At 61.1% G+C, this 23,069-nt stretch carries 19 protein-coding genes, 6 tRNA genes and 3 rRNA genes; 10 read left to right on the top strand and 18 right to left on the bottom strand.

All coding sequences use genetic code 11. The features are described 5' to 3' along the window. Window positions 1-54 precede the first annotated feature (54 nt). The 11 genes from rplL to H3H55_RS01350 all read right to left on the bottom strand — a co-directional run bounded on the left by rplL (window position 55) and on the right by H3H55_RS01350 (window position 5,246). Window positions 55-429 carry a 50S ribosomal protein L7/L12 gene (gene rplL / locus H3H55_RS01400; protein WP_129513514.1) on the bottom strand — a complete coding sequence of 125 codons (375 nt, stop codon included), beginning with the start codon at window positions 427-429 and terminating at the stop codon, window positions 55-57. A gap of 63 nt (window positions 430-492) precedes the next feature. Then, on the bottom strand, window positions 493-990 hold the full coding sequence (gene rplJ, locus H3H55_RS01395; RefSeq protein ID WP_129513513.1) for a 50S ribosomal protein L10: 498 nt from the start codon (window positions 988-990) through the stop codon (window positions 493-495). 308 nt (window positions 991-1,298) lie between these two features. Further along, entirely contained in the window at window positions 1,299-1,997 is a 699-nt protein-coding gene (rplA, locus tag H3H55_RS01390; RefSeq protein WP_006482906.1) for a 50S ribosomal protein L1, read from the bottom strand. Then, window positions 1,998-2,429 (bottom strand): 50S ribosomal protein L11, encoded by a 432-nt coding sequence (gene rplK / locus H3H55_RS01385; protein WP_006753591.1) that lies wholly within the window; start codon window positions 2,427-2,429, stop codon window positions 1,998-2,000. A gap of 140 nt (window positions 2,430-2,569) precedes the next feature. Then, complete coding sequence (gene nusG / locus H3H55_RS01380) at window positions 2,570-3,127, bottom strand: transcription termination/antitermination protein NusG (RefSeq protein WP_006400672.1); 558 nt, start codon at window positions 3,125-3,127, stop codon at window positions 2,570-2,572. Between the two features lies 1 nt (window position 3,128). Then, the gene (gene secE / locus H3H55_RS01375; RefSeq protein ID WP_006482892.1) at window positions 3,129-3,509 is read right to left on the bottom strand and encodes a preprotein translocase subunit SecE; all 381 of its coding nucleotides are present in this window, start codon (window positions 3,507-3,509) and stop codon (window positions 3,129-3,131) included. 43 nt (window positions 3,510-3,552) lie between these two features. Continuing rightward, window positions 3,553-3,628: transfer RNA gene (locus H3H55_RS01370), tRNA-Trp, on the bottom strand. A 59-nt stretch (window positions 3,629-3,687) separates the two neighbouring features. Further along, window positions 3,688-4,878, bottom strand: a complete 1,191-nt coding sequence (gene tuf, locus H3H55_RS01365) for an elongation factor Tu (RefSeq protein ID WP_129513512.1) — start codon at window positions 4,876-4,878, stop codon at window positions 3,688-3,690. A 64-nt stretch (window positions 4,879-4,942) separates the two neighbouring features. After that, a tRNA-Thr gene (locus tag H3H55_RS01360) sits at window positions 4,943-5,017 on the bottom strand. 25 nt (window positions 5,018-5,042) lie between these two features. Further along, window positions 5,043-5,116: transfer RNA gene (locus H3H55_RS01355), tRNA-Gly, on the bottom strand. A 44-nt stretch (window positions 5,117-5,160) separates the two neighbouring features. Further along, window positions 5,161-5,246, bottom strand: a tRNA-Tyr gene (locus H3H55_RS01350). Window positions 5,247-6,013: 767 nt separating this feature from the next. Between H3H55_RS01350 and H3H55_RS01345 the strand changes: the two genes are divergently transcribed. Beyond that, window positions 6,014-6,727, top strand: a complete 714-nt coding sequence (locus tag H3H55_RS01345) for a hypothetical protein (protein WP_193097482.1) — start codon at window positions 6,014-6,016, stop codon at window positions 6,725-6,727. A gap of 729 nt (window positions 6,728-7,456) precedes the next feature. On the opposite strand, the gene rrf is transcribed toward H3H55_RS01345, so the two are convergent. From rrf to H3H55_RS01315, 6 genes are all read right to left on the bottom strand, one after another. Continuing rightward, a 5S ribosomal RNA gene (gene rrf, locus H3H55_RS01340) occupies window positions 7,457-7,569 on the bottom strand. Between the two features lie 183 nt (window positions 7,570-7,752). Further along, a 23S ribosomal RNA gene (locus H3H55_RS01335) occupies window positions 7,753-10,634 on the bottom strand. Window positions 10,635-10,923: 289 nt separating this feature from the next. Beyond that, a tRNA-Ala gene (locus H3H55_RS01330) sits at window positions 10,924-10,999 on the bottom strand. 86 nt (window positions 11,000-11,085) lie between these two features. After that, window positions 11,086-11,162 (bottom strand) — tRNA-Ile (locus tag H3H55_RS01325). Between the two features lie 63 nt (window positions 11,163-11,225). Beyond that, window positions 11,226-12,758, bottom strand: a 16S ribosomal RNA gene (locus tag H3H55_RS01320). Together the 16S, 23S and 5S rRNA genes with 2 tRNA genes alongside form the textbook arrangement of a ribosomal RNA operon. A 563-nt stretch (window positions 12,759-13,321) precedes the next feature. Continuing rightward, window positions 13,322-14,587, bottom strand: coding sequence for an SGNH/GDSL hydrolase family protein (locus H3H55_RS01315; RefSeq protein WP_193097481.1), 1,266 nt, complete (start codon window positions 14,585-14,587; stop codon window positions 13,322-13,324). A gap of 199 nt (window positions 14,588-14,786) precedes the next feature. Here H3H55_RS01315 and paaA point away from each other — a divergent pair, with 199 nt between their 5' ends. The 8 genes from paaA to H3H55_RS01275 all read left to right on the top strand — a co-directional run bounded on the left by paaA (window position 14,787) and on the right by H3H55_RS01275 (window position 21,057). Next, complete coding sequence (paaA, locus tag H3H55_RS01310) at window positions 14,787-15,785, top strand: 1,2-phenylacetyl-CoA epoxidase subunit PaaA (protein ID WP_193097480.1); 999 nt, start codon at window positions 14,787-14,789, stop codon at window positions 15,783-15,785. Window positions 15,786-15,829: 44 nt separating this feature from the next. After that, complete coding sequence (gene paaB, locus H3H55_RS01305; RefSeq protein WP_034188015.1) at window positions 15,830-16,114, top strand: 1,2-phenylacetyl-CoA epoxidase subunit PaaB; 285 nt, start codon at window positions 15,830-15,832, stop codon at window positions 16,112-16,114. Between the two features lie 10 nt (window positions 16,115-16,124). Beyond that, entirely contained in the window at window positions 16,125-16,928 is an 804-nt protein-coding gene (paaC, locus tag H3H55_RS01300; protein WP_193097479.1) for a 1,2-phenylacetyl-CoA epoxidase subunit PaaC, read from the top strand. A 23-nt stretch (window positions 16,929-16,951) separates the two neighbouring features. After that, complete coding sequence (gene paaD, locus H3H55_RS01295) at window positions 16,952-17,509, top strand: 1,2-phenylacetyl-CoA epoxidase subunit PaaD (protein ID WP_193097478.1); 558 nt, start codon at window positions 16,952-16,954, stop codon at window positions 17,507-17,509. 2 nt (window positions 17,510-17,511) lie between these two features. Next, the gene (gene paaE, locus H3H55_RS01290) at window positions 17,512-18,600 is read left to right on the top strand and encodes a 1,2-phenylacetyl-CoA epoxidase subunit PaaE (protein ID WP_193097477.1); all 1,089 of its coding nucleotides are present in this window, start codon (window positions 17,512-17,514) and stop codon (window positions 18,598-18,600) included. Window positions 18,601-18,728: 128 nt separating this feature from the next. Further along, window positions 18,729-19,544, top strand: coding sequence for a DUF1835 domain-containing protein (locus tag H3H55_RS01285; RefSeq protein ID WP_193097476.1), 816 nt, complete (start codon window positions 18,729-18,731; stop codon window positions 19,542-19,544). A 16-nt stretch (window positions 19,545-19,560) separates the two neighbouring features. Further along, complete coding sequence (locus H3H55_RS01280) at window positions 19,561-20,166, top strand: TetR/AcrR family transcriptional regulator (RefSeq protein ID WP_129513504.1); 606 nt, start codon at window positions 19,561-19,563, stop codon at window positions 20,164-20,166. Between the two features lie 243 nt (window positions 20,167-20,409). Beyond that, on the top strand, window positions 20,410-21,057 hold the full coding sequence (locus H3H55_RS01275) for a GNAT family N-acetyltransferase (protein WP_129513502.1): 648 nt from the start codon (window positions 20,410-20,412) through the stop codon (window positions 21,055-21,057). 60 nt (window positions 21,058-21,117) lie between these two features. On the opposite strand, the gene H3H55_RS01270 is transcribed toward H3H55_RS01275, so the two are convergent. Next, complete coding sequence (locus H3H55_RS01270) at window positions 21,118-21,642, bottom strand: Lrp/AsnC family transcriptional regulator (protein WP_011350656.1); 525 nt, start codon at window positions 21,640-21,642, stop codon at window positions 21,118-21,120. 222 nt (window positions 21,643-21,864) lie between these two features. Between H3H55_RS01270 and hppD the strand changes: the two genes are divergently transcribed. Beyond that, window positions 21,865-22,962, top strand: coding sequence for a 4-hydroxyphenylpyruvate dioxygenase (hppD, locus tag H3H55_RS01265; protein WP_048248172.1), 1,098 nt, complete (start codon window positions 21,865-21,867; stop codon window positions 22,960-22,962). Window positions 22,963-23,069 lie beyond the last annotated feature (107 nt).

Genomic DNA, 23,069 nt, shown 5'->3' with positions numbered 1-23,069 from the left:
CACAAAAAGGCCGGCGGTGAAAATACCGCCAGCCTTCGCACAGCGCGTCGAAACTTACTTGATTTCGACCTTCGCGCCTGCTTCTTCCAGCTTCTTCTTGGCTTCGTCAGCAGCAGCCTTGTCGACGCCTTCCTTGACGGGCTTCGGTGCGCCGTCAACCAGGTCCTTCGCTTCCTTCAGGCCCAGGCCCGTCAGTTCGCGAACGGCCTTGATGACGCTGACCTTGTTGCTACCGGTTTCAGCCAGAACGACCGTGAATTCGGTCTTTTCTTCAGCAGCAGCAGCAGCGCCGCCGCCTGCCGGGCCAGCGACTGCCACTGCAGCTGCCGACACGCCAAACTTCTCTTCGAATGCCTTGACCAGTTCGTTCAGTTCCAGAACGGTCATCCCTTCGACTGCTGCCAGGATGTCTTCTTTTGCGATTGCCATTTGAAATACTCCTAAATTGAATTCGGATACAGCCAGCGATCAATGACGCTGATGCACGCTCGATTACGCAGCTTCCGCTTGCTTCTTCTCGGCCAGCGCGGCGAGTGCACGCGCGAAGCCCGAAACAGGCGCTTGCATAACGAACAGCAGCTTCGAGAGCAGTTCTTCGCGGCTCGGGATGCTTGCCAGCGCTTGCACGCCAGCCTTGTCCATCACCTTGCCATCGAACGAACCAGCCTTGATGACCAACTTGTCATTGCTCTTGCTGAAGTCGTTGACGACCTTAGCAGCAGCAATTGCATCTTCCGAGATGCCGTAGATCAACGGGCCAGTCATCTGCTCTGCCAGCGGAGCAAACGGCGTACCTTCAACAGCGCGACGCGCCAGCGTGTTCTTCAACACGCGCAGGTAAACCTGTTGCTCACGCGCTTGCGCGCGCAGCTTGGTCAGATCGCCAACCGCAATTCCACGATACTCAGCCAGCACAACGGTCTGGGCCTTCGCGACTTGCGCGGAAACCTCAGCGACGACGGCTTGCTTGTCTTCTCTATTAAGCGGCACGGTTAGCCTCCAGAAACGATACGTTCGGCGCGGCCGGCATGGCCGAAACCTCACGTACCTCGTTCAACAACGGCGTCCGACCTCGTTAGGAGTATTTCCACCTCACACCGCGAATCGCTTCGCGGCCTGCGGCTTCACCACTGCAAAACTTTTTCGGGTTCGCCATCTGCGTTGGCTTGAATTAAGGGATCGCCTGCCTGCTGCGCCCCACCAACGGTCTTTGATAACCGGTTGCCCGCCTTACCGCACGAACAACCGCCCAAAGCCCATGAAGGCCGCTTCGCGAGCGAAGCGGCCCGAATACTTGCTTACTGTGCTGCCAGCGTAGCCTGGTCGACACGCACGCCGACGCCCATCGTGCTCGACAGTGCGATCTTGCGCAGGTACACGCCCTTGCTCGTTGCCGGCTTCGCCTTCTGCAGCGCTTCGATCAGCGCCGACAGGTTCGAACGCAGCGCGGTCGGCTCGAACGATGCACGGCCGATGGTCGCGTGGATGATACCGGCCTTGTCGACACGGAATTGCACCTGACCAGCCTTCGCGTTCTTGACGGCGGTTGCGACGTCCGGCGTGACCGTACCGACCTTCGGGTTCGGCATCAGGCCGCGCGGGCCGAGGATCTGACCCAGCGTACCGACGATACGCATCGTGTCCGGCGAAGCGATCACGATGTCGAAGTCCATCTGGCCAGCCTTGATCTGCTCTGCCAGGTCTTCCATACCGACGATTTCCGCGCCTGCTGCACGCGCTTGCTCGGCCTTCTCGCCTTGCGCGAACACCGCAACGCGAACCGACTTGCCCGTACCGGCCGGCAGAACGACCGAACCACGAACGACCTGGTCCGACTTCTTCGCATCGATGCCGAGCTGAACTGCGACGTCGATCGACTCGTCGAACTTCGCGCTCGCGCATTCCTTCACGAGGCTCAGTGCGTCTTCGATCGCGTACAGCTTCTGACGATCAACCTTGGCGGCAAATGCCTGACGGCGCTTGGAGATCTTAGCCATTTACACGCCCTCCACAGTGATGCCCATCGAGCGTGCGCTACCAGCGATGGTGCGAACGGCTGCGTCCAGATCAGCTGCCGTAAGGTCCGGCATCTTGGTCTTCGCGATTTCTTCAGCTTGAGCGCGCGTGATCGAACCGACCTTGTCGGTGTGCGGCTTGCTCGAGCCCTTGTCCACCTTCGCCGCCTTCTTGATCAGGACGGTCGCCGGCGGCGTCTTCATCACGAACGTGAAGCTCTTGTCAGCGAATGCCGTGATGACCACCGGCACCGGCAGACCCGGCTCCATGCCTTGAGTCTGCGCGTTGAACGCCTTGCAGAACTCCATGATGTTCAGGCCGCGCTGGCCCAGTGCCGGACCGACCGGCGGCGACGGGTTGGCTTTACCTGCAGGAATCTGCAGCTTGATAAAGCCGACAATTTTCTTTGCCATTTGTAAACCTCGTTGGAACGCCAGACGACGTTCGGTGAGTGATAACGCGCTTTCGCCGCTGGCTACTGACGCTCCTCAACGGCCATAACGCGGACCGTAAGCGCGAAGGTGGGCAGCCAAGGCTGCCCACCGAATCGGGATCAAACTTTTTCGACCTGACCGAACTCGAGTTCGACCGGTGTTGAGCGGCCAAAGATGGTGACCGACACACGCACGCGCGATTTTTCGTAGTTGACTTCCTCGACGGTGCCGTTGAAGTCCGTGAAAGGACCTTCCTTGACACGCACCATCTCGCCAACTTCGAACAGGGTCTTCGGGCGCGGCTTTTCGACGCCTTCCTGCATCTGCGACATGATCTTCTCGACTTCCTTCGGGGAAATCGGGGTCGGGCGGTTACGCGCACCGCCGACGAAACCGGTGACCTTCGCGGTGTTCTTCACGAGGTGCCACGTTTCGTCCGTCATTTCCATTTCCACCAGCACGTAGCCGGGGAAGAAACGACGCTCGGTCACAGCCTTGTGGCCGCCTTTGACTTCGACCACTTCTTCGGTCGGAACCAGGATCTGACCGAATTTATCCTGCATGCCAGCACGTTCGATGCGCTCCTGAAGCGCGCGTTGCACGCTCTTCTCCATACCGGAGTAGGCGTGCACGACGTACCAACGTTTTCCGCTCGGGGATGCCGGAGTATCGCTCATATCATTTCCAACCCAGAATCGCCGAGAAAATCACCCATTCGATCGATTTGTCACTCAACCAGAGGAAAATCGCCATTACGAGCACGAAACCGAACACGACGAGTGTGGTTTGCGTCGCTTCCTTGCGGGTAGGCCACACGACCTTCCGGACTTCCTTGTACGAATCCTTGGCAAAGGCGATGAGGCTTTTGCCAGGTGCGGACATGAGCCCGACGGCCACGCCGGCGATGATACCTACCGCCAACGCGGCACCGCGGACATACCACTGCTGATTGGCCAGCCAGAAGAAGCCCACGAATCCGGCCAAGACCAACAATACGCCCAGGGCCAGCATCAGCTTATCGCCGGAGGTATTTACAGTTTCGACGGATGGATTCGCCATAACACCTTAAAACAAATGCCACGTAGGACACGTGGCTATTTTTTGGCAGGGGCAGAGGGAATCGAACCCCCAACCTTCGGTTTTGGAGACCGACGCTCTGCCAGTTGAGCTATACCCCTAAACCATGTTGGGGCCGGCTGTTGCCAGCCCCAAAACTGTCGATCAACGAATAACTGGCTTACTCGATGACCTTGGCGACGACGCCGGCGCCGACCGTACGGCCGCCTTCGCGGATTGCGAAGCGCAGACCTTCTTCCATCGCGATCGGGGCAATCAGCTTCACCGTGATCGACACGTTGTCGCCCGGCATCACCATTTCCTTGTCCTTCGGCAGCTCGATCGAGCCCGTCACGTCCGTCGTACGGAAGTAGAACTGCGGACGGTAGTTGTTGAAGAACGGCGTGTGACGGCCGCCTTCGTCCTTGCTCAGCACGTACACTTCAGCCGTGAAGTGCGTGTGCGGCGTGATCGAACCCGGCTTCGCCAGAACCTGGCCACGCTCCACGTCTTCACGCTTCGTGCCGCGCAGCAGGATACCAACGTTGTCGCCTGCTTGACCTTGGTCCAGCAGCTTGCGGAACATTTCAACGCCCGTGCAGGTCGTCTTCACCGTCGGCTTGATACCGACGATTTCGATTTCTTCGCCGACCTTCACGACGCCGCGCTCGATACGACCCGTCACCACCGTGCCACGGCCCGAGATCGAGAACACGTCTTCCACCGGCATCAGGAACGCGCCGTCAACTGCACGCTCCGGCGTCGGGATGTACGTGTCCAGCGCATCGGCCAGGCTCATGATCGCCACTTCGCCCAGCTCGCCCGTGTCGCCTTCCAGCGCCAGCTTCGCCGAACCCTTCACGATCGGCGTGTCGTCGCCCGGGAAGTCGTACTTCGACAGGAGTTCGCGAACTTCCATCTCGACCAGCTCGAGCAGTTCAGCGTCGTCCACCATGTCGCACTTGTTCAGGAACACGATGATGTACGGAACGCCAACCTGACGCGCCAGCAGGATGTGCTCACGCGTTTGCGGCATCGGGCCGTCTGCTGCCGAGCAAACCAGGATCGCGCCGTCCATCTGTGCCGCGCCCGTGATCATGTTCTTCACATAGTCAGCGTGGCCCGGGCAGTCGACGTGTGCGTAGTGGCGGTTAGCCGTTTCGTACTCGACGTGTGCCGTGTTGATCGTGATGCCGCGCGCCTTTTCTTCCGGTGCCGCGTCGATCTGGTCGTATGCCTTCGCTTCGCCGCCGAACTTCTTCGTCAGCACCGTCGTGATCGCTGCCGTCAGCGTCGTCTTGCCGTGGTCAACGTGACCAATCGTACCAACGTTCACGTGCGGCTTGGTCCGCTCAAATTTACCCTTGGCCATTTTCGACTCCCAAAAGGAATTTCACAGGTTGCGCCGCGCGCAAACAGACACTGACTTGTACTGCTGGTGCCCATGGGCAGGATCGAACTGCCGACCTCTCCCTTACCAAGGGAGTGCTCTACCACTGAGCCACATGGGCGCTTTTACGCTTCAACTTCACGGTCTGGAGCGGGTGAAGGGAATCGAACCCTCGTCGTAAGCTTGGAAGGCTTCTGCTCTACCATTGAGCTACACCCGCACGGGCGACTAACGATTCCCTACCGCTCTTTCAGCTGATGTTCTTGGTGGAGGAGGTTGGATTCGAACCAACGTAGGCGTAAGCCAACAGATTTACAGTCTGCCCCCTTTAGCCACTCGGGCACCCCTCCGTAGAGAACTGACGATTATGGGGGTGCATCGCACTCCTGTCAAGCACATCCGGAAGATTATTTTCACTCTCTTCCCAACACTTGCTCCGCCACCGATCTTCGCCCCTTGCCCGGCTAAGGCAAGCACGCGATGTTGCCGATCGGCGCCACATCTTCGTCAGACTCCGTTTCCAGCGCCAAACTTCATCTGCGCTAAAAACGAAAGACCGCCATCATAAGGCCTCCAGCGCACAATGCCAAGCGGGTAAGCACAAAATTTCCGCAAATTTCGTGCCGGACAGCTCCGGCGACCTCTTCTTCGGTGTTCGCGGGGCTTCAGCTCGGTTATCGATGGATGGCACGAGCCCATTGCCGGGTACCGCGGCGACGCCTGGTCACGCCCAATGGCCGGCACGCGCAATAGCATTGGCTCGTGAGCACTCCGGCATCCGCACCGGACATTGCGACTGTACTTTCGGCACGGGTTCCTGGTCGCCCCGCCCTGTTTTTGCCGACTTCTGCGGCACGCGCGATACCATCCCGGGTCACCTGCCCGCTCCCGGCTCCAATCCTCATGCGCCTGCTTGCTCTTGTGACGGCTTTCATGGCCTTGACCGCACATGCCGCCGGCCCGGCTGATGCCTGGTGCCGCTCGAGCACGATCGCAAAGCCACGCCGCGGGACGCTCAAAGGCAGTCGCGGCGCTCGCAGCGTACGACCGGTTGAAGCCGGCGCTCGATGCCGGATGTCTGGAATCGACGCGCCTTGATTCGCCTTCGGTGCGCCCAATGAATCAGGATGCGATCGCCTATGCGTGGCTACTCAGCGACGCCTCCGCGTACCTGATCGCCGCGGGCGCCCGAGATGACCCGCCTCAAGACGAGTCCGGCAGCCCAGCCTGCCTCGGCGTGCTGCAGCCATTGCTAGGCGACGACATGCGCCCACGCCCTGGGGTGCCCCGAAACCTCGGCGCCGCCATCGCGGCGAATGTCCTGCAGTGCGGCACTCGTTGCGTCGCCCCGTCGTGCAAACCGACCAACGTCAGCATCTGGTCCGCGTATCGCAGCGAATCCGCGGCGTACACACGGCATCCCGCATGCCCGTACGATGCCCGCCTCGCGCAGCTGAACGACGGAATCTGCGTCGGGTTCGACGCGGGCGCTTTCGCCACGTCCCATACGTACGACGAGGCCGGGAAACTGACATGCGACGATCAGTCGTCAACGTCCGCCACGCGTTGCCCGGCAATGCTCGTGCTGACTCGGGATCACGACCGGAACACGACGCGCCGGTTTCCGCCAGCCGAGCATTCCGCACTCAGTGATCCGAGTACCGCGTGCACGGTGCGATCGACCGGCGTCGACGCAGGCGGCACGCACTTCGCGTTGATGGGTGAAGGGCGAGACTGTTTCGGCGGCACCGCCTATTCGCTCATCGAAGAGATCTACGTGTTGCGAGACGGACAACCCGTGCTCGTCAGAAGGAACAGCGCCGACTTCTGATGGCGGCCTTGCCCGCGAGCTCTCTCGCGTCGCGGTTGGCGCCAAGATCGAGATTTTTTGCAGCGAGCTGCGCACGCCCCTGGCCCGGCCTCGAATGAGGTCGGTTTCAATGATGATGGGTGGAATTGAGTCAAGAACGCAGCTTGATAGCAACACGGCGCTGGCCCTGGCAAAGTTCGGTCGCGCGGCTTCAACTGGTAACAACCGTTCTGAGCTCACGTCAAAAACATGCTGAAAGCTGGGCACGTGCGGCACACGACACCTGGCTCATGCGAACCGCGCCAAGGGCGCCGGCATGCGATGCAGCCGCAGAATAGCAATTTTGGCAGATGATGCGTTCAGTATGGCATTGAACGGAGCAAGATAGCCGATCATTGAGCCGCGAGGGGACGCCACATCAGGCCAAGCCCGACGACGAACAAATCCGTGACGGAGGATTGCAGCGTAGGAGTTGGCGAGTGTAATCGGCCTGGCTGCCGACTCGATCGCTGTCGCTGCGAACAGTGGGGTGGATAGGAAGATGTAGGTCTCGGCAGCGCGAGTTGTTGTTGCGTGGCCGACCGGAGTGCTCCGAGCACGTTTCGCCAACCGCGTGGGTGGCCGGCTCCGGACTGAATCAACGCCATCGAAGCGCCAGTTCGGGCCGCACCGTCCTTCGCCGGCGCGCACATTTCCGGCGCACCAATGCAAAAACCCCCGCCTTTCGGGCGGGGGTTCTTGGCTTAGGGAGCCTGACGATTACCTACTTTCACACGGGAATCCGCACTATCATCGGCGTAGAGTCGTTTCACGGTCCTGTTCGGGATGGGAAGGGGTGGGACCGACTCGCTATGGTCATCAGGCAAAGAGGGTTGTCGCGCTGCTTCGCAGCGCGACCAATCGGGAAGAAGCAGTAATTTTGGGGTTGTGAGGTTGTATCTCACACGTACGCGGTACTTCAACCGTCGTACGCCGAGTGCCTTGCACTCGACGTTCGACATCCGTAAGCGCTGAAGCGCTAACGGCTGTCGAAACAGACTTGTTATAGGATCAAGCCTTACGGGCAATTAGTATCAGTTAGCTGAACGCATTACTGCGCTTACACACCTGACCTATCAACGTCCTGGTCTCGAACGACCCTTCAAGGGGATCTAGTCCCCAGGGATATCTCATCTTAAGGCGAGTTTCCCGCTTAGATGCTTTCAGCGGTTATCTCTTCCGAACATAGCTACCCGGCGATGCCACTGGCGTGACAACCGGTACACCAGAGGTTCGTCCACTCCGGTCCTCTCGTACTAGGAGCAGCCCCCTTCAAATATCCAACGCCCACGGCAGATAGGGACCAAACTGTCTCACGACGTTTTAAACCCAGCTCACGTACCTCTTTAAATGGCGAACAGCCATACCCTTGGGACCGGCTACAGCCCCAGGATGAGATGAGCCGACATCGAGGTGCCAAACACCGCCGTCGATATGAACTCTTGGGCGGTATCAGCCTGTTATCCCCAGAGTACCTTTTATCCGTTGAGCGATGGCCCTTCCATACAGAACCACCGGATCACTATGACCTGCTTTCGCACCTGCTCGACTTGTCGGTCTCGCAGTTAAGCACGCTTATGCCATTGCACTATCAGCACGATTTCCGACCGTACCTAGCGTACCTTCGTACTCCTCCGTTACGCTTTGGGAGGAGACCGCCCCAGTCAAACTGCCTACCATGCACTGTCCCCGACCCGGATCACGGGCCAAGGTTAGAACCTCAAACAAACCAGGGTGGTATTTCAAGGACGGCTCCACCGAAACTAGCGTTCCGGTTTCATAGCCTCCCACCTATCCTACACAGATCGGTTCAAAGTCCAATGCAAAGCTACAGTAAAGGTTCATGGGGTCTTTCCGTCTAGCCGCGGGTAGATTGCATCATCACAAACACTTCAACTTCGCTGAGTCTCGGGAGGAGACAGTGTGGCCATCGTTACGCCATTCGTGCAGGTCGGAACTTACCCGACAAGGAATTTCGCTACCTTAGGACCGTTATAGTTACGGCCGCCGTTTACCGGGACTTCAATCAAGAGCTTGCACCCCATCATTTAATCTTCCGGCACCGGGCAGGCGTCACACCCTATACGTCCACTTTCGTGTTTGCAGAGTGCTGTGTTTTTATTAAACAGTCGCAGCCACCAGTTTATTGCAACCCCTTCACCCTTTGCCCGCAGGGGCATCAAGCTACAAGGGCGTACCTTATCCCGAAGTTACGGTACCAATTTGCCGAGTTCCTTCTCCCGAGTTCTCTCAAGCGCCTTAGAATACTCATCTCGCCCACCTGTGTCGGTTTGCGGTACGGTCATCGTTAGACTGAAGCTTAGAGGCTTTTCTTGGAACCACTTCCAATTGCTTCGCTCCCTAAGGAGCTCGCGCCACACCCTTGAATTCCGCGCCCGGATTTGCCTAAGCGCCTTCTCCAATGCAGCGACCGGGACTTCCAACACCCGGACAACCTTCCGCGATCCGTCCCCCCATCGCATCTAACAATGGTGCAGGAATATTGACCTGCTTCCCATCAGCTACGCATTTCTGCCTCGCCTTAGGGGCCGACTCACCCTACGCCGATGAACGTTGCGTAGGAAACCTTGGGCTTACGGCGAGGGGGCCTTTCACCCCCTTTATCGCTACTCATGTCAGCATTCGCACTTCTGATACCTCCAGCATCCCTTCCGAGACACCTTCGCAGGCTTACAGAACGCTCTCCTACCATGCGTGCAAAGCACGCATCCGCAGCTTCGGTATATAGCTTAGCCCCGTTACATCTTCCGCGCAGGACGACTCGATCAGTGAGCTATTACGCTTTCTTTAAAGGGTGGCTGCTTCTAAGCCAACCTCCTGACTGTTTTAGCCTTCCCACTTCGTTTCCCACTTAGCTATATTTGGGGACCTTAGCTGGCGGTCTGGGTTGTTTCCCTCTTGACACCGGACGTTAGCACCCGATGTCTGTCTCCCGTGATTGCACTCTTCGGTATTCGGAGTTTGCTATGGCGGGGTAATCTGCAATAGACCCCCCAACCATGACAGTGCTCTACCCCCGAAGGTGAGACACGAGGCACTACCTAAATAGTTTTCGGAGAGAACCAGCTATTTCCAAGTTTGTTTAGCCTTTCACCCCTATCCACAGCTCATCCCCTAACTTTTCAACGTTAGTGGGTTCGGACCTCCAGTACGTGTTACCGCACCTTCATCCTGGCCATGGATAGATCACTTGGTTTCGGGTCTACGCCCAGCAACTGAACGCCCTATTCGGACTCGCTTTCGCTACGCCTGCCCTATACGGTTAAGCTTGCTACTGAACGTAAGTCGCTGACCCATTATACAAAAGGTACGCCGTCACCCCTTACGAGGCTCCGACTGTTTGTATGCATGCGGTTTCAGGATCTATTTCACTCCCCTCCCGGGGTTCTTTTCGCCTTTCCCTCACGGTACTGGTTCACTATCGGTCGATCACGAGTATTTAGCCTTGGAGGATGGTCCCCCCATCTTCAGACAGGATTTCACGTGTCCCGCCCTACTTGTCGTACACCTAGTTCTTTCATACTGTTTTCGCCTACAGGGCTATCACCTGCTATGGCCGCACTTTCCAGAGCGTTCGGCTAACAATACAAATAAAGAGTACAAGGCTCATCCCATTTCGCTCGCCACTACTTTGGGAATCTCGGTTGATTTCTTTTCCTGCGGTTACTTAGATGTTTCAGTTCACCGCGTTCGCTTCGCATGGCCTATGTATTCAGCCATGGATACTCCAAAAGGAGTGGGTTTCCCCATTCGGACATCTACGGATCAAAGCTCGTTTGCCAGCTCCCCGTAGCTTTTCGCAGGCTACCGCGTCCTTCATCGCCTGTGATCGCCAAGGCATCCACCACATGCACTTGTTCGCTTGACCCTATAACGAGTCTGTCTCTCCGACAGTCGTTACAGGTTGAGTTTTCGCGTTGTGCCGTATTCCAATTGAGTCAAACATAGAGTTCGAATCATCTTGAGATACATCGATACAATCACAACCCGGATAGTTTTCACGCCCATCTCATAGACGCTTCCGCTATCCAAATTACTTACTTCTTCCAGATTGTTAAAGAACGACAGCCGATACGTACTACGTATCACTCTGACTGGCTCAATCGCCAATGACAAAGACTCGAACAAACTTCATTCGAATATTTGTCATTGAAGATTGGTGGAGGCAGACGGGATCGAACCGACGACCCCCTGCTTGCAAAGCAGGTGCTCTCCCAGCTGAGCTATGCCCCCATATACAGAGATCCTCAGGTGTTAGCCGGTCGGCTTGGGGTACTCGTAAGCGCTAAAGCGCTAACGATCACCGACACGTCAGACAATGGTGGGTCTGGTTGGATTCGAACCAACGACCCCCGCCTTATCAAGACGGTGCTCTAACCGACTGAGCTACAGACCCCTGAGTCTGTCTTTAATTTACAGCCGATAAGCGTGAGCGCTCAACTTTGCGAGATAGCTCTAGAAAGGAGGTGATCCAGCCGCACCTTCCGATACGGCTACCTTGTTACGACTTCACCCCAGTCATGAATCCTACCGTGGTGACCGTCCTCCTTGCGGTTAGACTAGCCACTTCTGGTAAAACCCACTCCCATGGTGTGACGGGCGGTGTGTACAAGACCCGGGAACGTATTCACCGCGGCATGCTGATCCGCGATTACTAGCGATTCCAGCTTCATGCACTCGAGTTGCAGAGTGCAATCCGGACTACGATCGGTTTTCTGGGATTAGCTCCCCCTCGCGGGTTGGCAACCCTCTGTTCCGACCATTGTATGACGTGTGAAGCCCTACCCATAAGGGCCATGAGGACTTGACGTCATCCCCACCTTCCTCCGGTTTGTCACCGGCAGTCTCCTTAGAGTGCTCTTGCGTAGCAACTAAGGACAAGGGTTGCGCTCGTTGCGGGACTTAACCCAACATCTCACGACACGAGCTGACGACAGCCATGCAGCACCTGTGTATCGGTTCTCTTTCGAGCACTCCCACCTCTCAGCGGGATTCCGACCATGTCAAGGGTAGGTAAGGTTTTTCGCGTTGCATCGAATTAATCCACATCATCCACCGCTTGTGCGGGTCCCCGTCAATTCCTTTGAGTTTTAATCTTGCGACCGTACTCCCCAGGCGGTCAACTTCACGCGTTAGCTACGTTACTAAGGAAATGAATCCCCAACAACTAGTTGACATCGTTTAGGGCGTGGACTACCAGGGTATCTAATCCTGTTTGCTCCCCACGCTTTCGTGCATGAGCGTCAGTATTGGCCCAGGGGGCTGCCTTCGCCATCGGTATTCCTCCACATCTCTACGCATTTCACTGCTACACGTGGAATTCTACCCCCCTCTGCCATACTCTAGCCTGCCAGTCACCAATGCAGTTCCCAGGTTGAGCCCGGGGATTTCACATCGGTCTTAGCAAACCGCCTGCGCACGCTTTACGCCCAGTAATTCCGATTAACGCTCGCACCCTACGTATTACCGCGGCTGCTGGCACGTAGTTAGCCGGTGCTTATTCTTCCGGTACCGTCATCCCCCGACTGTATTAGAGCCAAGGATTTCTTTCCGGACAAAAGTGCTTTACAACCCGAAGGCCTTCTTCACACACGCGGCATTGCTGGATCAGGCTTTCGCCCATTGTCCAAAATTCCCCACTGCTGCCTCCCGTAGGAGTCTGGGCCGTGTCTCAGTCCCAGTGTGGCTGGTCGTCCTCTCAGACCAGCTACTGATCGTCGCCTTGGTAGGCCTTTACCCCACCAACTAGCTAATCAGCCATCGGCCAACCCTATAGCGCGAGGTCCGAAGATCCCCCGCTTTCATCCGTAGATCGTATGCGGTATTAATCCGGCTTTCGCCGGGCTATCCCCCACTACAGGACATGTTCCGATGTATTACTCACCCGTTCGCCACTCGCCACCAGGTGCAAGCACCCGTGCTGCCGTTCGACTTGCATGTGTAAGGCATGCCGCCAGCGTTCAATCTGAGCCAGGATCAAACTCTTCAGTTTAAACCTGTTACTGTTTTCGGTTCGGTTAAGAACCGGTCGCTCACTCAAAGCTGACAGGAATATGAATTGCTTCATAAACCTGACTTACTTTAGTGTGAGACTCTTGATACTTTTGCCATCTGATCCGAGGATCAGCTCGCTTCCATCAAGCGCCCACACTTATCGGCTGTTAATTTTTAAAGAGCAATCTGCGAGGAACTTCGTGTTTCTCAGCAGCGCTGCGTTTTCAGCAGCAGAGAAGCGAGATTATGAACCGTGTTTCGCAGTTCGTCAACAACTTTTTACTGCTTCGTTGTGACTGCGGGGTTCAACTTCGTGTGCTGCCCGGGTTCGTTACCACCGCACCCCAACCGCACCACTTCCCTCTCCCGCGCCGTGTTTCCGTTAGCGCGAAAGAGGCGTGATTCTATGCACCCCGCCCCGTTCGCGCAAGCCCCTTTGTGAAATTCTTTTGAAAAAGCCTCCGTGCGCTGCCGCGCACGGAGGCTTTGGGCTCGACGGGCCGGGTGTCGCTGCCGACCTCCAGGCCGCCGGCAGCGCTTCACTCTATATATAGAAGGGTGTCACTTGCCGCCCACGGCAGCCTGCAGTTGCTCGACCGGTACCGCGTCGGCCATCGCCGTGTAGCCGGCGTCGCTCGGGTGAATGCCGTCACCGCTATCGTATCGGCGCTGCAGCACACTCGGGCGTGCCGAATCGCGCAGCACCGCGTCGAAGTCGACCACACCGTCGAACCCGCCGCCGCTCCGGATCCACCGGTTCACCTCGAGCCGGATCTCCTCGCGCCCGGCCGGCAAACCTGCCGGCGTGAGCGTCGCGCCGAAGACCTTCACGCCCTGGCGGTGCGCCGCCTCGATCAGCCGGCGATAACCGTCGATCAGCGACGCGGCCGTGACCTGCGTATGCGGGTGGTCGCAATCGAGCCCCGCGCGCGGCGGCATCGCCGCGAAATTGATGTCGTTGATCCCGATCAGCACGATCGCCGCCTTCACGCCCGCGCGCGACAGCGCATCGCGCTCGAACCGCGACGCCAGCGACGTGCCGTAGCACGCCGAATCGCTGAGCAGCCGGTTCCCGCTGATACCGAGATTCGCGACGCCGACCGACTCCACGCCCGACGCCGTCAGCCGACGCGCCAGCGCATCCGGCCAGCGGCGGTTCCGGTTCAGGCTCGAGCGCAACCCGTCGGTAATCGAATCGCCGATCGCGGCCACGCTGGCTCGCGCGGAACCCGCTTCGACGGCCAGTTCGGTCACCCATGCATATTGGGTAAAACGGGTGCGGAACGTGGCGGCACCCGGATCCCCCACGTGGTCGCCCGGTGCAGAGACATAGTTGAACTGGTTCGACACGCGGTGCCAGACCGTCATCCGCTGGTTCGGTCCCATCTGGAGGCTGATTGCAACCGGCCGCCCGGCCGCCACGTCGATCGCTACCGGATCGCTTTCGAGTTCCTGGCCCGGCGCGAGCGTCACCGACGCCTTGCCGCCGAACCGGACCGGCACCGCCGCGCCGCCTGCGAGCGCGGCACCTTCACCGGCGCGCGCGAGGCTCGCGGCATCGACGACCAGAGGCGCTCGACCGTATGCATTGCTGACGCGAATCCGCGCGGCCCGCCCCGACACCGTCGGATAGACGATCTGGCGCACGGTCCGCCCGGCCACGTCGGGTGCGCGATAGAGCGGCGGCGGCGCGGCAAGGTCGGGAATCGGCTGCAGCGCGGTTGCCCACGCAGCAACCCACCCGGACGGCGCGGCCGACACAACGAGTGGCGACACAAAAACGGCCGCACCCAGCACGGCCGCGGCGAAACTGCTTCGAAATGACATCGGCAAAATCCTCATCGGAAAGCGGGCATTGTGCCGCAGAAGATGCGGTGACCACGCACCGGACCGCGGTCGCGACGCCTGATCGCGCCCCGACGTTTCTCGTTTACCCGCGTCTCGCCGTAAATCCGCAAGAAATTTATTAACCGACCGGTCGGTTGGTTTATACTTCGCAGACATTCAACCGGACGAGAGCCTCGCCATGTACACGCAATCCCTCGACATCCCCGGCAACGTCGCCCCGCTCGACGCCGCAGCCGAGTCGCCCGAGCAGGCGCGGTTCGATGCGATCATGGCCGCGGACGGCAAGATCGAACCGCAGGACTGGATGCCCGACGCCTATCGCAAGACGCTGGTTCGCCAGATCTCGCAGCACGCGCATTCGGAAGTCGTGGGCATGTTGCCCGAAGGCAACTGGATCTCGCGCGCGCCAAGCCTGAAGCGCAAGGCGATCCTGCTCGCGAAGGTCCAGGACGAAGCCGGCCACGGCCTCTATCTTTATAGCGCGGCCGAAACGCTCGGCGTGTCGCGCGATTCGCTGATCGACGCGCTGCACGCCGGCAAGGCGAAATACTCGAGCATCTTCAACTATCCGACGCCGACCTGGGCCGATGTCGGCGTGATCGGCTGGCTCGTCGACGGCGCCGCGATCATGAACCAGATCCCGCTGTGCCGCTGCACGTACGGCCCGTACGCACGCGCGATGATCCGCGTGTGCAAGGAAGAGTCGTTCCACCAGCGCCAGGGTTTCGACGCACTGCTGTCGATGATGAAGGGCAGCGACGCGCAGCGCGCGATGGTCCAGCAGGCCGTGGACCGCTGGTGGTGGCCCGTGCTGATGATGTTCGGCCCGAGCGACGCCGATTCGGTCCACAGCAGCCAGTCCGCGAAATGGGGCATCAAGCGGATCTCGAACGACGACCTGCGGCAGAAGTTCGTCGACGCGACGGTCGACCAGGCGAAGGTACTCGGCGTGACGCTGCCCGACCCCGACCTGAAGTGGAACGATGCGCGCGGCCACCACGACTACGGCACGATCGACTGGGACGAATTCTGGCGCGTCGTCAACGGCGACGGCCCGTGCAACAAGGAACGCCTCGCGACCCGCGTGAAAGCGCACGAGGACGGCGCATGGGTGCGCGAAGCCGCGCTCGCGCACGAAGCGAAGCGCCGCGCCCGCGCCGAACAGCACGCCGCCTGAGCGGCAACCATCGAATTCAGGAATCAGGGAATCAGGAGAAAGTGATGAACAAGGAATGGCCGATCTGGGAAGTGTTCGTGCGCAGCAAGCAGGGCCTCGACCACAAGCATTGCGGCAGCCTGCACGCCGCCGACGCGACGATGGCGCTGCGCATGGCGCGCGACGTCTACACGCGCCGCCAGGAAGGCGTGAGCATCTGGGTGGTCCCGTCGTCGGCGATCACCGCATCGGATCCGAACGAGAAGGCCGAACTGTTCGAACCGGCGGGCGACAAGATCTACCGTCACCCGACGTTCTACACGCTGCCCGACGAAGTCAACCACATGTAACGCCCGCGCCATGACGATCACGCCCGAACACCTCTCCTACGTGCTGCGCCTCGCGGACAACGCGCTGATCCTCGGTCAGCGCAATGCCGAATGGTGCGGCCACGGCCCGATCCTCGAAGAAGACATCGCGCTCACCAACATGAGCCTCGATCTCATCGGCCAGGCGCGCATGCTGTATACGCACGCGACCGAACTCGAGCGCCAGCTCACCGGTGCGACGAAGACCGAGGACGACTACGCGTACTTCCGGACCGAGCGCGAGTTCGCGAACTTCACGCTCGCCGAGCTGCCGCACTACGGCCCGCTCGCCGGCACCGCGCACGCCGACAAGGACTACGCGGTGACGATCGTGCGCAACTTCCTGTACGCGGCGCTGATGCTCCACGTGTGGAGCGCGCTGGAAACGTCGACCGACACGCAGCTTGCCGCGATCGCCGCGAAATCGGTGAAGGAAACCCGCTATCACGTGCAGCACGCGCGCGAGTGGCTCGTTCGGCTCGGCGACGGCACCGACGAGTCGCACCGCCGCGCGCAGGATGCGCTCGACTACCTGGCCCCGTACACGCGCGAATTCTTCGCCGCCGATGCGGTCGACGACACAATCGCCGCACCGGGCATCGGCCCGGCACCGGCTTCGATCGAAGCCGCATGGCGCGCGGACGTGGACGATGCGCTCGCGGAAGCGACGCTCACGCTGCCGGCGCCGGTGAAGCATGTGACGACCGGCAAGCAGGGCGAGCACTCGGAGCACATGGGCTACCTGCTCGCGGAAATGCAGAGCCTCGCGCGCCAGCATCCCGGCGCGACCTGGTAACCCCGACGCCACGGAGCCCGACGATGTCCGTCCAGACCGCCGCCCACGCCACGCCCGCCGCACGCCGCGACGATCCGCTGCTCGCCCGTGCTTGGGACCTGCTCGAAGCCGTGCCCGATCCCGAGATCCCGGTCGTGTCGATCCGCGAGCTCGGCATCCTGCGCGACGTCCGCCGCGCGGACGACGGCCTGCTCGAAGTCGTGATCACGCCGACCTACTCGGGCTGCCCGGCCATGTCGCAGATCGCCGAGGACATCGCCGCCGCGCTGCAGGGCGCCGATCTCCCGCCGCACCGGATCGAGACGGTGCTCGCACCCGCGTGGACGACCGACTGGATCACGCAGGAAGCGCGCGAGAAGCTGCGCGCGTACGGCATCGCGCCGCCGGTCGGCCAGTGCGGCAGCGCCGCGCCGCGGGAAAACGTCGTGCGTTTCGTGCCGCGGCCGGTCGCGGCACCCGCGTGCCCGCGCTGCGGCTCCGCCCGCACCGAGCGTCTCGCGCAATTCGCGTCCACGGCCTGCAAGGCGCTGTATCGCTGCGTCGACTGCCGCGAACCCTTCGACTACTTCAAACCCTACTGAATATGGCGACCCCGCAATTTCACTCGCTGCGTATCCGCGACGTGCGGCCCGAGACCGCCGACGCCGTCACCGTCTCCTTCGACGTGCCGCCCGAACTGCGCGACGCGTACCGCTTCACGCAGGGCCAGTTCGTCACGCTGAAGACCCACATCGACGGCGAGGAGACGCGCCGCTCGTATTCGATCTGCGTCGGCACGACGGACTACGACCGTGACGGCGAACTGCGCATCGGCATCAAGCGCGTACGCGGTGGCCGCTTCTCGAATTTTGCGTTCGATTCGCTGAAGCCGGGCCACACGATCGACGTGATGACGCCGGACGGCCGCTTCTTCACGCACCTCAACGCCGACCACGGCAAGCAGTACGTCGCGTTTTCCGGCGGCTCGGGGATCACGCCGGTGCTCGCGATCGTGAAGACGACGCTCGAAGTCGAGCCGCGCAGCACGTTCACGCTGATCTACGGCAACCGCAGCGTCGACGCGATCATGTTCGCGGAGGAGCTCGAGGACCTGAAGAACCGCTACATGAACCGCTTCGTCCTCTATCACGTGCTGTCGGACGACCAGCAGGACGTCGAGCTGTTCAACGGCGTGCTCGACCAGGCGAAATGCGCGGAATTCCTCGGCACGCTGACGCCGGCCGACGCGATCGACGAGGCGTTCATCTGCGGCCCCGCGCCGATGATGGACGCGGCCGAAGCCGCGCTGCAGGCGGCTGGCGTACCGCGGGAGAAGGTGCATGTCGAGCGCTTCGGCACGCCGCTGCCGCAGGCCGGTGCGCCGGTCGTCGACATCACCGACCAGACGCCGGCTGCCGACCTGGAAATCGTGCTCGACGGCAAGAAGCGCAAGCTGCGCCTGCCGTACGAGGGCGTGAGCCTGCTCGACGTCGGCCTGCGCGCGGGCCTCGCGCTACCGTACGCCTGCAAGGGCGGCGTGTGCTGCACGTGCCGCGCGAAGGTGATCGAGGGCGAAGTGCGGATGGAGAAGAACTACACGCTCGAGGACCACGAAGTGAAGGACGGTTTCGTGCTCACGTGCCAGTGCCACCCGATCAGCGACAAGGTCGTGGTGAGCTACGACGAGCGTTGAGCGACGTCGCGTCGCGGCGCCGGACGGTTTCTCGCCGTCACACATCTCGCTTACACTAGGGGCCGCCGGCCGGCTGGACATCGCAACGTCCGCCCGGCCGGCGGTTTTCTTTTGTTGACGACAGGCCGATGAGTACCATTCATGTGATTCAGGGCGGCACCGCCGCCGCGTCGCTGCGCGAGGCCCTTGCGCAAGCCGGACGCGACGAGCGCGTCGTCGGATTGCTCGACGATCTCGGCGTCGGGCCGCTCAAGGGCGCCGACGAGACGCCCGACACGCGCGCCGCCTTCTGGCAGCGCGTGCTCGGCGACCAGATTCCCGACTGGAACGCGGAAATCGACGACGAATTCGCACGCCTCGACCAGCTCGCGATGGGCACGGGCCAGGTGGTCGTGTGGCACGCGCCGAGCGTCGGCGACAAGCTGCTGCTGCGCCGCGTCGCCTATCACCTGCGCAACGTCCCGCAGCGGCTGAACGAAGTGCGGCTGTCGGCCGCCGACCTCGACGCCGCGCAGCGCGCGTCGCTGTCGCGCACCGACCAGGCGTGCGCGACCGGGATGTTCTCGCCGGCCGAACTCGCGCGGAAACGGCCGATGGCCGCGCCGATCTCGGTGCTGCGCATCGGCCGCCTCGCGCTCGAATGGCAGGAAGCGAAGCACCTGAACGCCGAACTGCGCTACTGGGTCAGCAACACGATCAAGAGCGGCCACTATGCCGACCTCGACACGCTGATCGTCGCGCGCGCGGAATCCGACTGGCTGCCCGCACGGCGCCTCGTCGGCAGCATCATGGCCGACGCCGACCGCGGCGGGCTGTTCGTCAGCGACTCGATCGCCTGGTGGCGCTGCCGCGAACTCGCGGCCGCCGGCCGGCTCGAGCTGCAGGACGACGCGCCTGACGCCCTCTCCTCCACGCAGGTGCGCGCGCCCGCCGCGCCCCGCTAATCTTCCGCATTCGACCATGGCCCGTACCCGAGCGCCCGACCACGAATCCCAGCGCGAGCAGATCCTCGATCTGGCCGCCGAGAAATTCGCGCAGACGAGCTACCCGAGCACGTCGATGTCCGATCTCGCGACCGCGAGCGGCACGTCGAAGGCACGCCTCTATCACTATTACGAGAGCAAGGAAGCGATCCTGTTCGACCTGCTCGACCGCTACACGAAGCGACTGATGCTGATCATCGCCGAGGTCGAAGCCGCGAGCCAGCGGCGCGGCCTCAGCGAGCGCGACGCGTTCGCCGAGCTCGTGCGCGCGTTCCTCGCGGAATACGAGACGTCGCACAGCCGCCATGTCGCGCTGCTCAACGACGTGAAGTATCTCGAGGACGCGCAGCGGGAAATCGTGCTCGACCGCCAGCGCGACATCGTCGCGGCGTTCGCGCGGCAGCTCGCGCGCGCCTACCCGGACCGCATCTCGAAGGAAAACCAGACTTCCGTGACGATGATGGTGTTCGGGATGATCAACTGGACGTTCACGTGGCTGAAGCCGGGCGGCCGCCTCGGCTACCGCGATTTCGCCGAACAGGTGATCGACCTGATCGAGCGCGGGCTGACGCCGACGGCCTGATTGCCGCGCAGCAGCAAACGTTGCGCGACGGGCACACTGCGACAGCCCGCCACGCATTTCATATGATGAATTTTTAATCCGTTAAAAATCAAATAGATAGAAAATTAACTAAGCGGATTTAGAATTCATCCTCCAGCACAAATAAGGTTAAATACGGGTTTTCCCCAATCCGGGGGCTGACGGTCGGGTAAAATGCTGTTGCGTTGCACAACCCGCTGTACGGTCACACTTGAGGAACCCACGATGAACACGCAATTGAACGGCAATGCCGATGTCGTCGGCACCGCCGGTAGTGCGCCGGTTCTCGTCAGGGAACTGGCTTCCAAAGACCGTGAGCAAATGCTCACCCACTTTCTCTCGCTCGACGTCGAGGACCGCCTGCTGCGCTTCGGCCAGATGGTGCCCGACCACGTGATCGAGAACTATGTCCGCACGATGGACTTCGGTCGCGACACCGTGTTCGGCGTGTTCGACCACAACCTCGAACTGATCGGCGTCGGCCACCTGGCCTACCTGCCGGCCGAGGGCGACAAGCGCACGGCCGAATTCGGCGTGTCGGTGCTCGAAAGCGCGCGCGGCCGCGGTGTCGGCTCGAAGCTGTTCGAGCGCGCGGCGATCCGCAGCCGCAACACGCACGTGACGATGCTGTACATGCACTGCCTGTCGCGCAATGCGACGATGATGCACATCGCGAAGAAGTCCGGGATGCGGATCGAGTACGCGTACGGCGAAGCCGATGCGTATCTGTCGTTGCCGCCGGCCGACCACTCGACGATCATCGCCGAGATGCTGCAGGAACAGGCTGCGGTGTTCGACTACGCGCTCAAGCGCCAGGCACACCGCACGACGAAGTTCATCGAATCGCTGATGCCCGCCGCACTGACGGCGTAACGTCGGCCGACCGGGCCGCGCCTGCGGCGCGCCCGGTTCCTCCCTTCCCCGCCCGGCGCACTACCGCACCGATCGAATCGGCAACGCGGTCGTCTCCTTGAAGCATTCGAGCGAAAAGCTCGTCTTCACGTCGATGACCGACGGGTGATGCAGCAAATGCTCCTGCACGAAGCGGGAGAAATGCGCCATGTCCTCGACCTGCACGCGCAGCAGGTAATCCATGTCTCCCGTCATCGCGTGGCACGCGACCACTTCCGGCCAGGTCTGCACGGCCGCGCGAAACAGCTCCGCATGGGTCGCGCCCGCGCGCGCCGACGTCTCGTCGGCCCGGACCGGCGCCAGGCCGCCGCGCTTCTCGAGCCGCACGCTCACGTACGCCAGCAGGTCGAGCCCGAGCTTCTGCGGATTCAGCAGCGCGACATAACCGGTGATCACGCCGATCTCCTCGAGCCGCCGGATCCGCCTCAGGCACGGGCTCGGCGACAGGTTCACGCGCTCGGCGATCTCCTGGTTCGACAGGCGCCCGTTCTCCTGAAGAATCGCGAGAATCCGCCGGTCGATGGCATCCAATTCGGCTTGCGCCATCTTCTGCCCTCCAATGGTTATTCAGAGACTGGAAATTGCGTCATCGTAGGGGCGGACGATTAACTTCGCAAGTTTCCGCTCGCGGCCGCCCGCTACACTCTGTCGCACGTACCGATTCGTTGCGCACGCCGACGCGTGCGCCGCCTTCGACATCGAACCGGGCCGGGCCGGGCACGCGCACGTCGATCGCCCCGGCCGATCGCCAAGCACAGGAGACACGCCATGCAGATCCCCAACTGGGACAACCCCGTCGGCACCGACGGCTTCGAATTCATCGAATACACGGCACCGGACCCGAAAGCGCTCGGACAACTGTTCGAACGGATGGGTTTCACCGCGATCGCGCGCCACCGCCACAAGGACGTGACGGTGTACCGCCAGGGCGACATCAACTTCATCATCAACGCCGAACCGGATTCGTTCGCGCAACGCTTCGCGCGCCTGCACGGCCCGTCGATCTGCGCGATCGCGTTCCGCGTGCAGGACGCAGCAAAGGCGTACAAGCACGCGCTGGAACTCGGCGCATGGGGCTTCGACAACAAGACGGGCCCGATGGAGCTGAACATCCCGGCGATCAAGGGCATCGGCGATTCGCTGATCTACTTCGTCGACCGCTGGCGCGGCAAGAACGGCGCGCAGCCGGGCGCGATCGGCGACATCAGCATCTACGACGTCGACTTCGAGCCGATCGCCGGCGCGAATCCGAACCCGGTCGGCCACGGCCTCACCTACATCGACCACCTGACGCACAACGTGCACCGCGGCCGCATGCAGGAATGGGCCGAGTTCTACGAGCGCCTGTTCAACTTCCGCGAAGTGCGCTACTTCGACATCGAAGGCAAGGTGACGGGCGTGAAGTCGAAGGCGATGACGTCGCCGTGCGGCAAGATCCGCATCCCGATCAACGAGGAAGGCTCGGACACGGCCGGCCAGATCCAGGAATACCTCGACGCGTATCACGGCGAAGGCATCCAGCACATCGCGCTCGGCGCCAGCGATATCTACGGCGCGGTCGATGGCCTGCGCAGCAAGGAAGTGAAGCTGCTCGACACGATCGACACCTATTACGAGCTGGTCGACCGCCGCGTGCCGGACCACGGCGAATCGCTGGACGAACTGAAGAAGCGCAAGATCCTGATCGACGGCGCACGCGACGACCTGCTGCTGCAGATCTTCACCGAGAACCAGATCGGGCCGATCTTCTTCGAGATCATCCAGCGCAAGGGCAACCAGGGTTTCGGCGAAGGCAACTTCAAGGCGCTGTTCGAATCGATCGAACTCGACCAGATCCGCCGCGGCGTCGTGCAGGACAAGGCCTGACGCATCCGGCGCGCGGCGGCCCGGGGCAACCCGGCCGACCGCACGATCCGGTGGCACAAAGAAAAAGGGCGGGAATCCGAGGATTCCCGCCCTTTTTGCGTTCCGGC

It is taken from the genome of Burkholderia sp. Z1 (genome assembly GCF_014893795.1).
In the GTDB taxonomy this organism is placed as follows: Bacteria; Pseudomonadota; Gammaproteobacteria; order Burkholderiales; family Burkholderiaceae; genus Burkholderia; species Burkholderia theae.
Note: the sequence above shows the minus strand (reverse complement) of the source record. Positions and strands in the feature narration are given on the sequence as shown.